At 68.3% G+C, this 15,967-nt stretch carries 14 protein-coding genes; 6 read left to right on the forward strand and 8 right to left on the reverse strand.

The window, feature by feature from the left end:
- Positions 1-147 precede the first annotated feature (147 nt).
- Both F9C12_RS20735 and F9C12_RS20740 read right to left on the reverse strand, forming a co-directional pair.
- On the reverse strand, positions 148-834 hold the full coding sequence (locus F9C12_RS20735) for a glycoside hydrolase family 75 protein (protein WP_409183555.1): 687 nt from the start codon (positions 832-834) through the stop codon (positions 148-150).
- 146 nt (positions 835-980) lie between these two features.
- Positions 981-1,613 (reverse strand): polysaccharide deacetylase family protein, encoded by a 633-nt coding sequence (locus tag F9C12_RS20740; protein WP_409466936.1) that lies wholly within the window; start codon positions 1,611-1,613, stop codon positions 981-983.
- A gap of 329 nt (positions 1,614-1,942) precedes the next feature.
- Here F9C12_RS20740 and F9C12_RS20745 point away from each other — a divergent pair, with 329 nt between their 5' ends.
- Positions 1,943-2,968, forward strand: a complete 1,026-nt coding sequence (locus F9C12_RS20745; protein WP_409466937.1) for a hypothetical protein — start codon at positions 1,943-1,945, stop codon at positions 2,966-2,968.
- A 1-nt stretch (position 2,969) separates the two neighbouring features.
- Here F9C12_RS20745 and ddaH read toward each other — a convergent pair whose 3' ends face one another.
- Positions 2,970-3,764, reverse strand: coding sequence for a dimethylargininase (gene ddaH, locus F9C12_RS20750; protein ID WP_409467040.1), 795 nt, complete (start codon positions 3,762-3,764; stop codon positions 2,970-2,972).
- 125 nt (positions 3,765-3,889) lie between these two features.
- Between ddaH and F9C12_RS20755 the strand changes: the two genes are divergently transcribed.
- The 4 genes from F9C12_RS20755 (at position 3,890) to F9C12_RS20770 (ending at position 8,422) form a co-directional block, all read left to right on the forward strand.
- The gene (locus tag F9C12_RS20755) at positions 3,890-4,333 is read left to right on the forward strand and encodes an Lrp/AsnC family transcriptional regulator (RefSeq protein ID WP_037712217.1); all 444 of its coding nucleotides are present in this window, start codon (positions 3,890-3,892) and stop codon (positions 4,331-4,333) included.
- A 57-nt stretch (positions 4,334-4,390) separates the two neighbouring features.
- Positions 4,391-5,152: an enoyl-CoA hydratase gene (locus F9C12_RS20760; protein WP_409466938.1), complete on the forward strand. Its 762-nt coding sequence runs from the start codon at positions 4,391-4,393 to the stop codon at positions 5,150-5,152.
- Positions 5,153-5,438: 286 nt separating this feature from the next.
- Positions 5,439-7,361, forward strand: a complete 1,923-nt coding sequence (locus F9C12_RS20765; RefSeq protein WP_409466939.1) for a 2-oxoacid:acceptor oxidoreductase subunit alpha — start codon at positions 5,439-5,441, stop codon at positions 7,359-7,361.
- Positions 7,358-8,422, forward strand: a complete 1,065-nt coding sequence (locus tag F9C12_RS20770; RefSeq protein ID WP_409466940.1) for a 2-oxoacid:ferredoxin oxidoreductase subunit beta — start codon at positions 7,358-7,360, stop codon at positions 8,420-8,422. The genes F9C12_RS20765 and F9C12_RS20770 overlap by 4 nt, the downstream gene beginning before the upstream one ends.
- 69 nt (positions 8,423-8,491) lie before the next feature.
- On the opposite strand, the gene F9C12_RS20775 is transcribed toward F9C12_RS20770, so the two are convergent.
- Both F9C12_RS20775 and F9C12_RS20780 read right to left on the reverse strand, forming a co-directional pair.
- Positions 8,492-9,904 (reverse strand): hypothetical protein, encoded by a 1,413-nt coding sequence (locus F9C12_RS20775; protein ID WP_409466941.1) that lies wholly within the window; start codon positions 9,902-9,904, stop codon positions 8,492-8,494.
- A gap of 13 nt (positions 9,905-9,917) precedes the next feature.
- The gene (locus F9C12_RS20780; RefSeq protein ID WP_409183563.1) at positions 9,918-10,955 is read right to left on the reverse strand and encodes a polyprenyl synthetase family protein; all 1,038 of its coding nucleotides are present in this window, start codon (positions 10,953-10,955) and stop codon (positions 9,918-9,920) included.
- Positions 10,956-11,213: 258 nt separating this feature from the next.
- Between F9C12_RS20780 and F9C12_RS20785 the strand changes: the two genes are divergently transcribed.
- The gene (locus tag F9C12_RS20785; protein WP_409467041.1) at positions 11,214-11,864 is read left to right on the forward strand and encodes a hypothetical protein; all 651 of its coding nucleotides are present in this window, start codon (positions 11,214-11,216) and stop codon (positions 11,862-11,864) included.
- Positions 11,865-11,911: 47 nt separating this feature from the next.
- On the opposite strand, the gene F9C12_RS20790 is transcribed toward F9C12_RS20785, so the two are convergent.
- The 3 genes from F9C12_RS20790 to F9C12_RS20800 all read right to left on the reverse strand — a co-directional run bounded on the left by F9C12_RS20790 (position 11,912) and on the right by F9C12_RS20800 (position 15,966).
- Positions 11,912-12,769, reverse strand: coding sequence for a DUF4365 domain-containing protein (locus F9C12_RS20790; RefSeq protein WP_409466942.1), 858 nt, complete (start codon positions 12,767-12,769; stop codon positions 11,912-11,914).
- A 68-nt stretch (positions 12,770-12,837) separates the two neighbouring features.
- Positions 12,838-14,403 carry an NADH-quinone oxidoreductase subunit NuoN gene (gene nuoN / locus F9C12_RS20795; RefSeq protein ID WP_409467042.1) on the reverse strand — a complete coding sequence of 522 codons (1,566 nt, stop codon included), beginning with the start codon at positions 14,401-14,403 and terminating at the stop codon, positions 12,838-12,840.
- Between the two features lie 12 nt (positions 14,404-14,415).
- The gene (locus F9C12_RS20800; RefSeq protein WP_409183566.1) at positions 14,416-15,966 is read right to left on the reverse strand and encodes an NADH-quinone oxidoreductase subunit M; all 1,551 of its coding nucleotides are present in this window, start codon (positions 15,964-15,966) and stop codon (positions 14,416-14,418) included.
- Between the last annotated feature and the right edge of the window lies 1 nt (position 15,967).

Here is a 15,967-nt window from a genome sequence, read left to right on the forward strand (position 1 = left end):
ACAAGGCGGGAACCCGTGTCGCCGCACGGATTCCCGCCTTGACCCGCCCACCGGACCGGCGGTTACCCCATCCGGCCGTACCGGCAGGGGAATTTGCCCACGGTTGTCCGGAAAGGGCAGTGATTGCCTTCCGAAGCTTCGAAAAATTCAGTTTCCGCCGACGAACGCTGAAGCCAGCTTTTGTCCCGTACTCGTGGCCGCGGCGTGCTCTTCGATCGGGTTCACCGTCGAGTTCTTGAAGCACACGTAGGTCACGCCGGAGTCGACCCCGCCGTTCTTCGGGTCCGGATTGATGCCCAGATCCTTGGCCGTCGCGTACGACGCCTCGCCGATGATCTTGTTCGGCCCGGTGTCTCCGATGACCGCGTACTCGACCTTGCCGTTGTAGATCACCGCGCAAGACCCGCCGCCGCGGAGGCCGGAGTTGGCGTAATTCCAGATGCCGCTCGAACTGGGAACGACGATGTACGGGAGCTTGGCGGCGTTGAGCGGTTTCCCGTCGGACTGCGGGAAGGCGGTGTCGGGGTAGAAGCAGCAGTCGGTGTTCTCGTTGCACTGGGTGGTGCGCTGGCCGTCGCAGTCGATGTCCATATCGGCTTTCCAGAAGACTGCCTTGCCCGCGTCGCAGACCGGGACGGTCGCGCTGCCGGAGTCTTCGTCGGTCTTGTATTTGCCGTTGGAGATCTGCTTGCAGGAGGCCACCTTGGCGAGGATCTGGTCCGCGGTGGGGCCTGCCTGAACCGCTTCCGGGGCGGGGGTCGCCGCGGAGGCGAGCGCGGCGGGCAGGACGGCGGCGGCTATCGCCAGAATCGCGAGCAGGACGAGTTTCCGCATCGACGCTCCCTGTTTATTAGGAAACTTTCCTTACGGCGGCGCGCGCTCAGGATGCCGCCGAACGGATGCGGTCACAACCCGCCGAAAGAGGGTGTTTTTTCCCGCCGAACCGACCAGCCCGGAAAACCTCGCCTGCCTTGGCCGCACTATCGCCCGGGCCGGGAAGCCCAGCGTCCGGGGAACCGACGCGGACGGCGGCTCACCGCCTCGGCCCAGCTGGAGTTCAGGTCCGACCGGATCTCCGTCCGGGGCCGCACCAGCGCCGCCCCGCGCACCCCGCCGACATTCGCGTACACCCGCGTCGCACCGGCCTCGCGCAAATGCGTCAGCACCCGCCGGTCGAACCGGCCCTCCGGCAGCGAAAACCGCCGCACCGGAGTACCGCTCAATTCCTCCAGCAACCGCGGCGCCTCGTCCAGCTCCCGGCGCACCGCGAACGAACCGTCCAACCGCCGCCAGTCCAGCCGGTCCCATCCGTGCGACCCGACGTGCATCCCCGCGTCCACGAGCTGCCGCAGGCCGTCGCGGTCGACATAGCCACGCTCGCCGACCCGCCCGGCCAACGGGAAGAACTCGGCATACAACCCGCGCTCGACCAGCCGGGGCAGCGCGATCTCGACGTCGGAGGAGTTGCCGTCGTCGAAAGTGAGCCGCGCACCCGTCCCGGAGACGACGTCCAGCAGCGTGTCGAACTGCTCGACGGTGATCCACCGCTCGTCCTCGCCCGGATCGAGCGACCGCTGGGGTTTGCCAATGCCGTGCACCGCAAAGGTGATCATCGCGCCGCCTCCCGTCCGTCGTACCGTACCCGATTAATCGGATTCGCAAACGGAGTAGTTACCGGTGCCGATCCCATGGTCAACAGCACACTTCCAGCACAGGGGAAACACTTACGCAGGAAAATCGGAATACGTCCACACTTGTAGACAGCTGCCATCTTCACACGTTTGGGTGAAGATTCAATGATTGCGGTGCTAGTGCCCCGCCCAGCACCGCGTCCGCCGCCATCCGGGCGGGCTGCCTGCGCGGCTTCCCTGCCGGACCGAAGCAGCCGGACTCGGCAAAACTACCGACCCGGCACCTCCGTCCCACCCGGAAAAATCGGCCAGTGCCCAGCTTTTCCCGCCTGCAGCTGTCGCCCCGGCCGATCGCCGCGGCCATCGTGGTCGTCGTCTTCGGCACCGCGCTGGTGATCCACCTGACGACCCGGTCGGACGACGACCCGGTTGCCGAGCCCGCGCCGAGCAGCGCTCCCGCGAGCCTCAGCCCCACGACCTCTCTCCCGCCGAGCAGCACCGCCTCCTCGGCCCCGCTCGACCCGGCCGGCTACCAGAAGCTCCTCACCGACCTCGGCGCGTCGATCACCCCGGCGGTCGAGCGGCTCGGACGGGCGACCACCGCCGCCGCGCTCCGGGACGCGGGCACGGCGCTCAGCGACGCGCTCAACCAGGCCGCCCGCCAGCTCGACGCCGCCACGCCCCCGGACGCCGTCCGCGCCGCCCACCGGGAGCTGCGCACCGACCTCAACGTGGTCAGCGCCAGCGCGCTCCCGAAGGTCATCGCGCCGACCTTCGACAACAAGCTGTGCGGCGGCCTTTCCGCCATGTCGGTGCTGAGCCGCGACGAAGCCGTCGCGGGCCTGCGCGAAAGCCTCGCGAAGCTGGCCACCGCCGACCCGGCCCACCCCTACCGTCTCGGCCCGCTGTTCCCCGGCCCCCAGCCGGAACCGAACCGCGGCCTCGCGAACGAAACGGTCGTCACCGGCGCGGGCGGCGGCAAGAACACCATCTCCGTCAAGAACCTCTCCGGCACCGACCAGGCCGTGACGCTGGCGGACGGCTCGCGCCCGGTGTTCACCGTGTACGTCAAGGCCGGAGCCACCGCCTCGGCGGGCGGCATCGCGAACGGCCACTACACCGCCTACAGCACCGGCGGCTTCGACTGGGACGCCGCGACCGGGCGGTTCACCCGCGACTGCTCGTTCTCGAAGTTCGGCGTTCCCGCCCAGCTCGACGAAAACGGGTACACCCACACCAACCTCGAGCTCACCGTGCGCACGATCGACCCGGCCGCGCTCCCCTCCGGGCCGTTCCCGGAGCAGAGCGCGATCGACCCGGCGGAGTACCCGCACTGACCTACTTGCGGATCTCCAGCGTGCAGCACTTCGGCCCGCCGCCGGCCTTCCGCAGCTCCGAGATGTCCACGTACACCGGCTCGTAACCCCGCTCGGCGAGCCGGGCTCCCAGGTCGGTCGCCTCCACCGGCAACACGACGTTGCGGCCGTCGGACACCCCGTTCAGCCCGAAGCACTCGGCGTCGGCCGCGGTGGCGAGCACCGCGTCCGGGAACATCCGGCGCAGCACGCGCTGCGAGCCCGGCGAGAACGCGTCCGGGTAGTAGACGATCTGCGCGGTCGTCGTGTCCGTCGCCTCGGCGAGCACGAACAGCGCGGTGTCCAGGTGGTAGTAGCGCGGGTCGATCAGCCGCAGCGACACGACCGGGACGCCGAGCACCTCCTGCGCCTCGGCGTGCGCGGCCGGGTCGGTGCGGAAGCCGGCGCCGGCCAGCAGCAGCTTGCCGGTCCAGGCGAAATCGCCCTCGGCCTCGTTGATCTTCTCCGGCATCGTCAGGTCGCGGTAGCCGTGTTCGAGGAACCAGCGGCGGAAGTGCTCCGCCTCGGCGGCGCGCTGCGGGGCGCGGAACCGCGAACCGAGCACGCGCCCGTCCACGACGGTGCCCGAGTTGGCCGCGAACACCATGTCCGGAAGGCCGGGTTGCGGGTCGATTTCCTCGACGGTGTGGCCGAGGCGGCGATAGGTGTCGCGCAGCTCGGTCCACTGCGCGACGGCGACGTCCGCGCTGACCGGCTTCGAGGGGTCCATCCAGGGGTTGATCGCGTAGTCGACGGCGAAATAACGCGGCGGGCACATCAGGTAACGGCGGGGCGTGGGCACCCGCGGCGGCACAACCTCTCCCTGCATGCAACCAGGCTAAGGTGGACCTAATCTCGCAATCAATCGCTGTTCACTGCGCACCTGCGTGCTAAACATTGCGTGTGAACACCATCGACCAGCGAATCGTTTCCTGCCTGGTGGCCAACGCCCGCTCCAGCTACGCGGAGATCGGCAAGGTGGTCGGGCTGTCCGCCCCGGCAGTGAAACGACGCGTCGACCGGCTGTTGGAAACCGGCGTACTGCGCGGCTTCACCGCGGTGGTCGATCCGGAGGCGCTCGGCTGGGGCACCGAGGCGTTCGTCGAGGTGCACTGCCAGGGCAACGTCACGCCCGGCCGCATCCGGGCCCGGCTGGAACCGCTGACCGAGGTCGTCGCCGCCTACACGGTGTCCGGAGCGGCGGACGCGATCGTCCACCTGCGCGCCGCCGACATCCACCACCTGGAGACCGCACTCGAGCGGCTGCGCGGGCTGGAGATCATCGACCGCACGGTGTCGACCGTGGTGCTGTCTCGGCTGCTGGAGAGGCCGCCGACCCCGTCGTGAGTGGCGATCGCGGTTCTAACCGTGATCGCCACTCACGACGATGCGATGCTGACCGGCATGACCGACCGCATCCACAGCGAGCACGACCAGGGCGTCGCGCTGCTCACCGTCGACGCCCCGAAGAGCCGCAACGCGCTCACCCTCGACCTCTCCGCCGAGCTGGCCGCCGCGGTCGCGCGCGCCGAGGCCGACGAGAGCGTGCACGCCGTGATCGTCACCGGCGCCCCGCCGGCGTTCTGCGCGGGTGCCGACCTCACCGCGCTCGGCAAGGCCGACGCCGAAGGGCTGCGTTCGGTGTACGCGGGCTTCCTCGCCGTGGCCGGCTGCAGCCTGCCGACGATCGCCGCGGTCGGCGGGGCCGCCGTCGGCGCTGGTCTGAACCTCGCGCTGGCCGCCGACGTCCGCCTTGTGGGACCGCACGCCAAGTTCATCCCGCGGTTCCTCGAACTCGGCTTGCATCCCGGTGGAGGCATGACCTGGATGTCGCAACGAATCCTCGGCCCGCAGCAGGCGTCCGCGATGGCGTTGTTCGGCGAAACCCTTACCGCGGAATCCGCGGTCCGGGCCGGGTTCGCGCTGCGCTTGGTGGACGGCGACCACGACGCATTGGTCCAGGCCGCCCGCGACCTCGCCGCCCCGGCGGCCGCCGCTCCGCGCGAGGTCGTGGTGTCCACCAAGCGGACTATGCGGCAGACGAGCGGCCTGACCGACCACGCCGCGGCGGTCGACGCCGAACTCGTTCCACAGTTGGAATCGCTGGCCGCACCGGCATTCGCGGAGCGGCTGGCGGCGATGAAGGCCCGCATCAGCGGCCGCTGAGCCGGGCCGCGCACAAATTCCCACATTCCGGGAACCCTCAAGCTGGAGCAAACTGCTGGTCAGTGCCGCGCCGGCGGCACGAGACGCGCGTCACTCCGGACCGCGGCGCCAGACGCCCTACGATCGAGGGCACCCCGGCTGGCATTCGGTCTGCACACCCCACACTTGAGCCGGACTCGGGCCGAGGCCAGGGCGCGGCGAGTAACCTCGGAAGCAGGCCTCGGCGGGCTCCCCGGGGAGCCGACCCGGGCCCGCAGCACGCCGGGAGAGAGGGATTCCCTGACCCATGAGCACCAGTGCGAACGGCAGCGCGGCCGGGAACGGCGCGCTGACCGCGTCCCGGTCCACCGAGGTGAACAAGCTGGACCGGGTGGTCATCCGGTTTGCCGGCGACTCGGGCGACGGGATGCAGCTGACCGGCGACCGGTTCACCTCGGAGGCCGCGGCGTTCGGGAACGACCTGTCGACCATGCCGAACTTCCCGGCCGAGATCCGGGCGCCGCAGGGCACCATCCCCGGCGTCTCGTCCTTTCAGGTGCACTTCGCCGACTACGACATCCTCACCCCCGGCGACCGGCCGGACGTGCTCGTCGCGATGAACCCCGCCGCGCTCAAGGCGAACGTGCGCGACGTGCCGCACGGCGGGACGATCATCCTCAACACCGACGAGTTCACCAAGCGGAACCTGGTGAAGGTCGGCTACGAGACCGACCCGCTCGACGACGATTCGCTGTCGCCGTTCCAGGTGCACCGGGTCGCCATGTCGACGCTGACCCAGGGCGCGCTCGCCGACACCGGCCTCGGCAAGAAGGACGCCGAACGCTGCAAGAACATGTTCGCGCTGGGCCTGCTGTCGTGGATGTACCACCGGCCGACCGAGGGCACCGAACGCTTCCTGCGCGAGAAGTTCGCGAAGAAGCCGGACATCGCCGAGGCCAACATCCTTGCCTTCCGGGCAGGCTGGAACTACGGCGAGACCACCGAATCGTTCGCGACCACCTTCGAGGTCGCGCCCGCGAAGCTGGACAAGGGCACCTACCGGCAGATCACCGGCAACACCGCGCTGGCGTACGGGATCGTGGCCGCCGGACAGCAGTCCGGGCTGCAGATCCTGCTCGGCACGTACCCGATCACCCCGGCCTCGGACGTGCTGCACGAGCTGTCCAAGCACAAGAACTACGGCATCATCACCTTCCAGGCCGAGGACGAGATCGCCGGCATCGGGGCCGCGCTCGGCGCGTCCTACGGCGGGGCGCTGGGCATCACGTCCACGTCCGGTCCGGGCGTGGCGCTGAAGTCGGAGACCATCGGCCTCGGCGTGATGACCGAACTGCCGCTGGTGATCATCGACGTGCAGCGCGGCGGGCCGTCCACCGGCCTGCCGACCAAGACCGAGCAGGCCGACCTGCTGCAGGCGATGTTCGGCCGCAACGGCGAATCGCCGGTGCCGATCGTCGCGCCGCTCTCGCCCGCCGACTGCTTCGACGCGGCGATCGAGGCCACCCGGATCGCGCTGAAGTACCGCACGCCGGTGCTGCTGCTGTCCGACGGCGCGATCGCCAACGGCTCCGAACCGTGGCTGGTCCCGAATGTCGAGGACCTGCCGGACCTGCGGGTGGAATTCGCGGCGGAATCCAACTCGGACAACGGATCCGGCGAGTTCTGGCCGTACGTGCGCGATCCGGAGACGCTCGCGCGGGCGTGGGCGATCCCGGGCACCCCCGGGCTGCAGCACCGCATCGGCGGGCTGGAGAAGGCCGACGGCACCGGCCACATCTCCTACGACCCGGACAACCACGACAAGATGGTGCGGCTGCGCCAGGCGAAAATCGACGGCATCGACGTGCCGGACCTCGAGGTCGACGACCCGTCCGGCGAGGCGCGCGTGCTGGCGCTGGGCTGGGGTTCGTCCTACGGCCCGATCGGCGCGGCCTGCCGCCGGGTGCGCAAGCTCGGGATGCCGATCGCGCAGGCGCATCTGCGCCACCTCAACCCGTTGCCGAAGAATCTCGGCGAGGTGCTCGCCCGCTACGACCGGGTCGTGGTCCCGGAGATGAACCTCGGTCAGCTCTCGCTGCTGCTGCGGGCGAAGTACCTGGTGGACGTGCATTCGCACACCAAGGTCGCCGGCTTGCCGTTCAAGGCCGAGGAACTGCAGAACGTGTTCGCCGACATCATCGCCAACCTCGTTCCGGAGGGCGTCAAGTGACCGCCATCGATCTCGGGCTGCCGCAGCTCGGCGGCATCAACCTGGTGCCGACCACCGACGAACCGCAGAAGGCCAAGGACTACAAGTCCGACCAGGAAGTGCGCTGGTGCCCCGGCTGCGGCGACTACGTGGTGCTCAACGCCGTGCAGTCGTTCCTGCCGACGCTCGGGCTCAAGCGCGAGAACATCGTCTTCATCTCCGGCATCGGCTGCTCGTCGCGGTTCCCGTACTACCTCAACACCTACGGCATGCACTCGATCCACGGCCGCGCGCCGTCGATCGCGACCGGGCTCGCCACGACGCGCCCGGACCTGTCGGTGTGGGTCGTGACGGGCGACGGCGACGCGCTGTCCATCGGCGGCAACCACCTGATCCACGCGTTGCGGCGCAACGTGAACATCAAGATCCTGCTGTTCAACAACCGGATCTACGGGCTCACCAAGGGCCAGTACTCGCCGACGTCCGGCCAGGGCATGGTCACCAAGTCGACGCCGATGGGTTCGCTGGACACGCCGTTCAACCCGCTGTCGCTGGCGATCGGCGCGGAAGCGTCGTTCGTGGGCCGCGCGCTGGACTCCGACCGCAAGGGCTTGACCGAAGTTCTTGAAGCGGCGGCGAAACACCGCGGTTCGGCGCTGGTGGAGATCTACCAGAACTGCCCGATCTTCAACGACGGCGCGTTCGATGTGCTGAAGGACAAGGACGAAGCCGCGTCCCGGCTGATCCCGCTCCGCGCGGGCGAACCGATCCGCTTCGGCCCGGAAGGCGAATTCGGCGTCCGCCGCGGCGACTGGGGCGGCCTGGATGTCGGCAAGGTCGCGGAAATCGGCGAGGAAAACCTGGTGGTGCACGACCCGTCGATCGCCGACACGTCGTACGCCTTCGCGCTTTCCCGCCTGGGCGACCAGAACCTGAACCACGTCCCGACGGGCATCCTGCGCCAGGTAGAACGCCCCACCTACGACGACGCGGCGCGAGCCCAGGTGGAGCAGGCGCGTGCGGCGCGGAAACCGGACCTGCAGGGATTGTTGCGGGGCAAGGACACCTGGACTGTCGCGTAGGTTTTAGTCCACTTACGACAGAGGCCGCCACTCCCGGATTAGGGAGGGCGGCCTCTGTCTTATGTGGACTCAGTGCAAGGGCCGGAACCCGACCCGCTCAGCATCGGCGGCACTGCGGAACCACACCTCAGCCACCATCTTCGGAAACTGCGGCGAATCCTCCCCGCAATACCGCAACGCCGTCACACTCGCCTTCACCGTGAACCCCTCCGCCGGACGGCCGCCACCCGGCCGCGGCATCGCCGAACCCGGGCCGAACGGCCCCGGCGGCACCGCGTCATCCGCGGTCTGCCGCGCGGGCGGCGGTTCCGGGGCGGCCATCGCGGCCTGGTTCGGCTGCACGGACGGTTCGAACAGCGAACCGCTGTGCCCGCCTGCCAGATCCGGTTCGCGGCGCTCCACCGGGCGCATCGACGGCTGGATCGGCCGCGGCGGGTCGAAGCCGCCGCGCGGAGATTCGCGGCGCTGCCGTTTCGGCAGGCCCTGGCTGCTTTCCGCGGTGTCCTCTGTGGACTCGGCGGCCGGTTCGGGATTCGGGATCAGGTGGTCGGTCGTCGAATCCTCTTCGAGGTGGCCCACGGCCGGCTCGGCGGGTTCCTCGAACGGCGATCGCTGCGCCCCGTCCGGCTGGCTGAACCAGTCCGGCTCCGGCTCGGCCGCTCGGCCAGGGCCCGGGCGGAACAACGAGACCGGCTCGGATTCCGCGGCGGCGCCGTCCACCGGAGCCGGGTCCAGTCGTCGCTCCAAAGAGGACAATCCGTCGGCGGGCCCGGTCAGGGAATGGCTCTGTTCCTGCTCATCGGGACGCTCCGGCTCGGAGTAGTCCGCCGCGGGAACCTCGGCCGGTTCCGGAGCCCGGTGGTAGCCGCTGTCGTGCTCCTCCGCCGGTTCCGCGACCCGGTGATAGCCGCTGTCCTGCTCGTCCGCTGATTCCGCGACCCGGTGGTAGCCGCTGTCGTGTTCCTCAGCCGGTTCGGCGACGCGGTGCGAACCGGTGTCGGCCGGCTGCAGGTACTCGGTGGCCGCGGCGCGGTAGGCCGAACCGGAGTCTTCCGGAGCGGTCTCGGCCGGTGCGCTGTCGAAAAGACCGTTCTGCTGTTCGCGGGCCTCGGCCTGCGCGAACGCCTCGTCGACGTCGTCCTCCGCCGAGTCCGCGGGCTTCCCGGCGGCAGCTGGTTCCGGAGCCGTGCGGTACTCCGCGTCGTACTCGGCCTCCGGCTCGAACGCGCTCGTCGCCTGGATGACTTCCGTCGGAGCGTGCTCGCGGCGGTCTCTGGTCCAGTCCTCCGCGGGCGGCAGCACCGCGGTGCGCGCGGGCGTGCTGGCCGCGGCGCGGGCCGTGTCGGCGTGCGCGCTCGCCAGTTCCGTTTCCAGTTCGTGTACCCGCTTGCGCGCCGGACGCGCCAGCACCAGCCAGGCGAGGACCGCGCCGACAATGAAGGCCAGCAGGCTCCAGAGCCACACCTGCCCGAAAATGGACATTTCTACGCCCCTTTTAGAACGTTCGCGCGACCAGGTAGTCGGCGACCGACTCGCAAGCGTCGCGCGCGGGGGAAGCGGGCAGCGAGGCGAGCTCGGCACGTGCTCGGGAAGCGTAGTCGGAAAGGGTTTCCCGCGCGCGTTCGAGGCCGCTGGAACGGCGCAGCAGCTCGAGCGCCTCGGCCACCAGAGCGTCGTCGGTGATCGGGCCGGCGAGCAGCTCCACGAGCCGCGGGTCGGTGTCCGGATCGGCCAGCGCGTACAGCATCGGCAGCGTGCGGACGCCTTCTCGCAGGTCAGTGCCCTGCGCCTTGCCCAGCTCGACCGACGGGGAGGCGATGTCGATGACGTCGTCGGAGATCTGGAAGGCGGCGCCGATGATGTCGCCGAAGCGGCGCAGCGCCTGGATGTGCTCCTCGGCCGCGCCGGACATCATGCCGCCGAAGCGCCCGGACGTCGCGATCAGCGAACCGGTCTTCTGCGCGATGACGGTGAGGTAGTGCTCGACCGGATCGTCGCCGGGACCGGGCCCGACGGTCTCCCGCATCTGCCCGCTGACCAGCTCGCCGAACGTCTCGGCGATGATCCGCGCGGCGTCCGTGCCGAGGTCGGCGACGAGCCGGGAGGCGTGCGCGAAGAGGTAGTCGCCGGTGAGGATGGCGACGGTGTTGTCCCAGCGCGAGTTGACGCTCTCCGCGCCGCGGCGCATGGTCGCCTCGTCCATCACGTCGTCGTGGTACAGCGTCGCCAGGTGCACCAGCTCGACCGCGGCGGCCGCGATCAGCACCTGCTCGCCCTGTTTGGGCCCGAACTGCGCGGACAGCAGCGTGAACAGCGGACGAAAACGTTTGCCCCCGGCCTCGACCAGGTGCAACGCCGCGTCGTGCACCGCCGGCACGTCACTCTTCACGACGTCCCGCAGCATCGTCTCGACGTCCGCGAGCCCGCCCGCGATGGCGCGCAGCAGCGGCTCGTCCTGGATCTGCAGCCCGACGGTCGCGCGCAGGTCCTCGACAGCGCCATCCCGGGCCGCCCCCGGAGGTGGTGAAGACACAGACACGTCGGCTCCGCTCTCTCGTGGCGCTCTTCGCCAGTCGGTTACCCCCTTCAGGGTAGTGGTTGCCCCGCGGCCTGCCTTTACCCGCTGTCCTGCGGAAACGGTGACGAACGCGACACTGCCGCCGCAGCCTCCCGGCAGCCCACGAACGGGTTGATCCACGCTCCCGGACGGGTGATCGCCGCCCAAGGGCGCAACGGGCGATTCGGACCTGCGGATAGTGCTGGAAGCAGCAACAGCAGCGAGGAGACGAACATGATCATCAAGCGCACCGCACTGGCCGCCGCGGCACTGGCCGCCACCGGTTTGCTCGCCGCTGCCGGGACCGCCGCCGCGGACACCCCGGCCGGAGTCGCCGACCTGGGCAACGCGAACTTCACAAAGGCCGGCGCCACGATCTCCATCCCGGCCCAGGCCCCGTGCGCGGTAGAAGGCCCGACAAGCGCCACCGCACCGCTGGTGTCCAAACCAGGAGTCACCTTCGGCGGCGGCACGTCCTCGTGCACCACGGAAGTCACCGACCCAGGCAACGACGTCACCACCACAACCTCGACCGCGACAGGGAACAACTTCGAACTGTCGGCACTGGTGAGCGCAGGCGGAAAACGCATCCGCATCTCGTCGTACACGGTGACCTGCAAAGCAACCCAAACCGGCACCGACGCGAACTGGACCCTGAGCGGCCTCACCGGAATCACCGGCCTCCCCTCGCCGATCCCCGCGAACTACACGAAGCCCCTGACGAAGTCAGACGGAACGCTGCTGGCGAATGCGGTCTTCAACATCCAAACCCTGCCCGGAGACGGAAGCATGACGCTAACGATGCTCCGCATCGACTTCGCCCCAGCGTCCGGCGCAACGGGTTCAGTCACGGTCGGCCACACCGCCTGCTCCCCAACCCCCTGACGGTCGTGCCTGAAAGCGGCCCCGCATCTTGCTGACGCGGGCCGCTTTCATATCTTTGCCGGTGGGAGGTCTCGGAGGTAGCAGCTTGCCGAGAGACAACTCCGGAGCCAGTGCCCTTCGGCGTTATCAGTGATGAGGCCGCCGCCGGACAGCACCAGGTTCTCGAACAAGTTGAGGTGGCTTGGAGAAAGTTGGCTGCTCATTTCCCCGGCCTCGAATCCAGCAGACATCTCGGCTTCGGCGACGAGCTTCGAGACCGTATCTGCCACCTCTGAGGGCACAGCCGAAGTCCGCACCTCCTCCCAGTCGACGTCCGAGTGGAAGACGCTCCCGAACGGTTCACCTCGGCGTTGCCTGAAGACCATCGGCTCGCCCGACTCGTTCTGGAAGTAGCCGACGTAGTCCTGCTGCTGCAGCTCAGCACCGGAGAGCCGGGACAGCGCACGCAGGAACTCGTTGCGCGGAGATACGTCGGCGCGCACAGACTCGATGAATGCCGGAAATGACTCAGCATCGAGCACCTGGTCCGGCTGAAGATGCAGAGTCGTCGTCGTGGGCTGTCGGCGAAGGACCGCGCTGGCATTGACCCAGAACAGCTTGTCCAGTTCCGGATCGTGCACCACACAGATGACCGGCACCGTGGTCTTACGCCAGAAATCGCCGTGTTTTCCCACGCTCACCTGGTAACCGCCGGCGCGGCGATAGGACTTCCCGCCCTTGACCTGGAGCGCGAAGACCTCGCCGGTCCTCCGCTGGTTCTCCACGAGCATGACGTGGAAGTCCTCGCCGAAGTCCGCGTGCCCCGGGATTTCCGCCATCACTTGTCCCTGACTCTCGATCAGGGTGCGCACCCGGTTCACCGCGTCCCGCGAGATGCGCCAGCTTTCGGATACCTCTCCGCTCATTTCCTCTCCCCCCAATCGAAAGGGCCGTCACAGCGACACACTGTGACGGCCCTTTCGAGAAACCCATCTTACGAAGCAAACCCCCCAGCCCCAGCCCAGTCCAACGCAAACGCCGGAAGAACCCCAAGCACCAACGTAACCACAACCCCCAAAGCAATAGCCGCCGTAGTAAACCCACCCGGCACAGTCACCGTAGGCCCATCAGCGGCAGGCTCCGAGAAGTACATCAACACAATGACCCGCAGATAGAAGAACGCAGCCACCGCACTGAAAACCAGCGCGATAACCACCAACGGCGCCATCCCATCCGACAACGCCGCCGAAAACACCACGAACTTCCCGACAAACCCGCTGGTCAACGGAATCCCAGCCAACGCCAGCAACAGGAACGTGAACACCCCGGCCAACAACGGCGACCGCTTGGCCAGCCCAGCCCAAGCGGACAGATGCGTAGCCTCCCCGCTGGAATCCCGCACCAAACTAACCACGCCAAACGCAGCCAGAGTAGTAAACCCATAAGCCAGCAGATAGAACAGCGTGCTGGACAACCCGTCCTCGGTCATCGCGATCGCACCGACAAGCAAGAACCCAGCGTGCGCCACCGACGAATACGCGATCATCCGCTTCACGTCAGTCTGCGTCAGGCCGAGAATCGCTCCGAGTGCCATCGAAATAATGGCCACCGCCCACATGACCCCGCGCCACTCCCAGCTCGTCGAGGAAAACCCGACGCTGAGCACCCGCAGAATCGCGCCGAAGGCAGCAACCTTCGTGCAGGCGGCCATAAAACCGGTAACCGGCGTGGGCGCGCCCTGGTAGACGTCCGGCGTCCAGGTGTGGAACGGGCCAACAGAACCCTTGAACAGCAGGCCCACCACCAGCAGACCGAGACCCGCGAACAACAACGTGTCCGACCGGTCCGACCCAGCCGCCGCGTGGGCGATGTCGGCCAGCTTCACCGAGTCCGCGTAGCCGTACAGCAGCGCGAGCCCGTACAGGAAGAACGCCGACGAGAACGCACCCAGCAGGAAGTACTTGACCGCGGCTTCCTGCGAAATCAGCCGCCGACGGCGAGCAAGACCGCACATCAGATACAACGGCAGCGAAAGCACTTCCAACGCGATGAACATGGTCAAAAGATCGTTGGCCGCGCAGAACGTCATCATCCCGCCGAGCGCGAAAAGCGTCAGCGGAAAAACCTCAGTCTGCGACGTAGTAGCCGCCTGCGCCCGATCCTGCACCGTCCCCGGCCGGATCGCCGCCTGCGCCACGAACGCGCCGCCAGGCTCGACCTTCCGGTCCGCGATCAGGAACACCGCGCCAAGGCCGAGCAGCAGCAACGTGCCCCACAGGAACAACGACGGCCGGTCCACCGAAATCGACCCGGAGAACGTCGTCGTGCCGGCCTTCGTGGCCGTGGAACCAGTCGCGTACAGGATCAGCGAAACCCCGGAAGCGAGGATCGCGCCCAGGGAGATCGTGACCTGGATCCCCCACCGCGTGGACTTCGGCGCGAACGCCTCCACCAGCACGCCGATGCACGCGACGCCGAAGACGATCAGCATCGGCAGCACGGCCGCGTAATCGACCGAAGGCACTTCGAGCGGCGCTGCCGGCGCCTGCGCCAGGAACATGTCGAGCACGGTTTACTTGCCTCCCTGCACGGCAGACAGCGTCGCCTGCACCGACGGGGTGATCGTGTCGAGCATCGGCTTGGGGTAGAAGCCCAGTCCGATGATCAGGATGACCAGGGGCGCGAGGATCGCGATCTCGCGTGTGCCCAGGTCGGTAATGGCCTTGCGCGCGCCGAGTTCCGGCGCGATCGCGGTGCCCGGTCCTCCTCCGACGCCGACCAGTGCGTCGCCGCGAACCGGGCCTTGCATGATCCGCTGGTACAGCCACAGCACGTACGCCGCGGCGAGCACCATGCCCACGGTCGCCAGGATCGTGTACACCGGCTGGTCCACAAAGGACCCCAGCAGCACGAGGAACTCGCTGACGAACGAGTTGGTCCCGGGCAGCGACAGCGCGGAAAGCCCGGCCAGCAACAGCATTCCGGCCAGCAGCGGGGTCACCTTCGCCATGCCGCCGTAGTCCGAGATCCGGCTCGACCCGCCGCGCATCACGATCAGGCCGATCACCACGATCAACATCCCGGTCGAGAGGCTGTGGTTCAGCATGTACGACACCGAGCCGACCATCGCCTGCTCGTTGAAGGTGAAGATGCCCAGCGCGATGAACCCGAAGTGGGCGATCGACACGTAGGCGATGAACCGCTTCATGTCCTGCTGCCCGGCGGCGAGGATCGAGCCGTACAGCACGCCGATCACCGACAGGATCAGCACCAGCGGCGCGAGCGCCTTGCTGCCGTCGGGGAACATCGGCAGGCAGTACCGCAGGAAACCGAACGTGCCGACCTTGTCCAGCACGCCGACCAGCAGCACCGCGACGCCGATCGGGGCTTCGCCCGCGGCGTCCGGCAGCCAGGTGTGGAACGGGACCAGCGGAGCCTTGATCGCGAACGCGAGGAAGAAACCGAGGAACAGCCAGATCTGCGTGCCGGTCGGCGCGTCGCGCACCACCGTCACCAGCGTGGCCCAGTCGAACGTGCCCTTGCCGATCTTGTCCGAGGCCAGCGAGTACGCCCCGATCGCCGAGGCCAGCATGATCAGGCCGCCGAGGAACGAGTACAGGAAGAACTTCACCGCCGCGTACTGCCGGTTCGCGCCGCCGTAGCCGCCGATCAGGAAGTACATCGGGATCAGCATGATCTCGAACAGCACGTAGAAGAGGAACACGTCGGTCGCCGCGAAGACGCCGATCGTGATCGCCTCCTGCAGCAGGATCAGCGACAGGAACCCGCCCGCGCTGCGGCCCGCGGGCAGTTTGTCGGTGAGCCCGAGCGCGCCCACGACGATCGGCACCAGCAGCGCGATCACCGCGATCATGATCAGCGAGATGCCGTCGGTGCCGAACGAGATGTGGATGCCGAAGCTCGGGATCCAGTCCATCGTGGTGGCCTGCTGGATGCGCTCGCCCGAGGGCGAGTAGCTCGCCCAGAACGGGATGACCAGCAGGAACTCCACAATGGACACGGCGAGCGCCGTGGCGACCGCGGCCCGGTCGTTCCCCTTGAGGAACGCCAGCACCAGCGAGCCGGCCAGCGGCAGCAGGATGAGCGCCAGAAGCCAAGTCATG

Origin of the sequence: Amycolatopsis sp. GA6-003 (assembly GCF_046267895.1) — a bacterium.
Lineage (GTDB): Bacteria > Actinomycetota > Actinomycetes > Mycobacteriales > Pseudonocardiaceae > Amycolatopsis.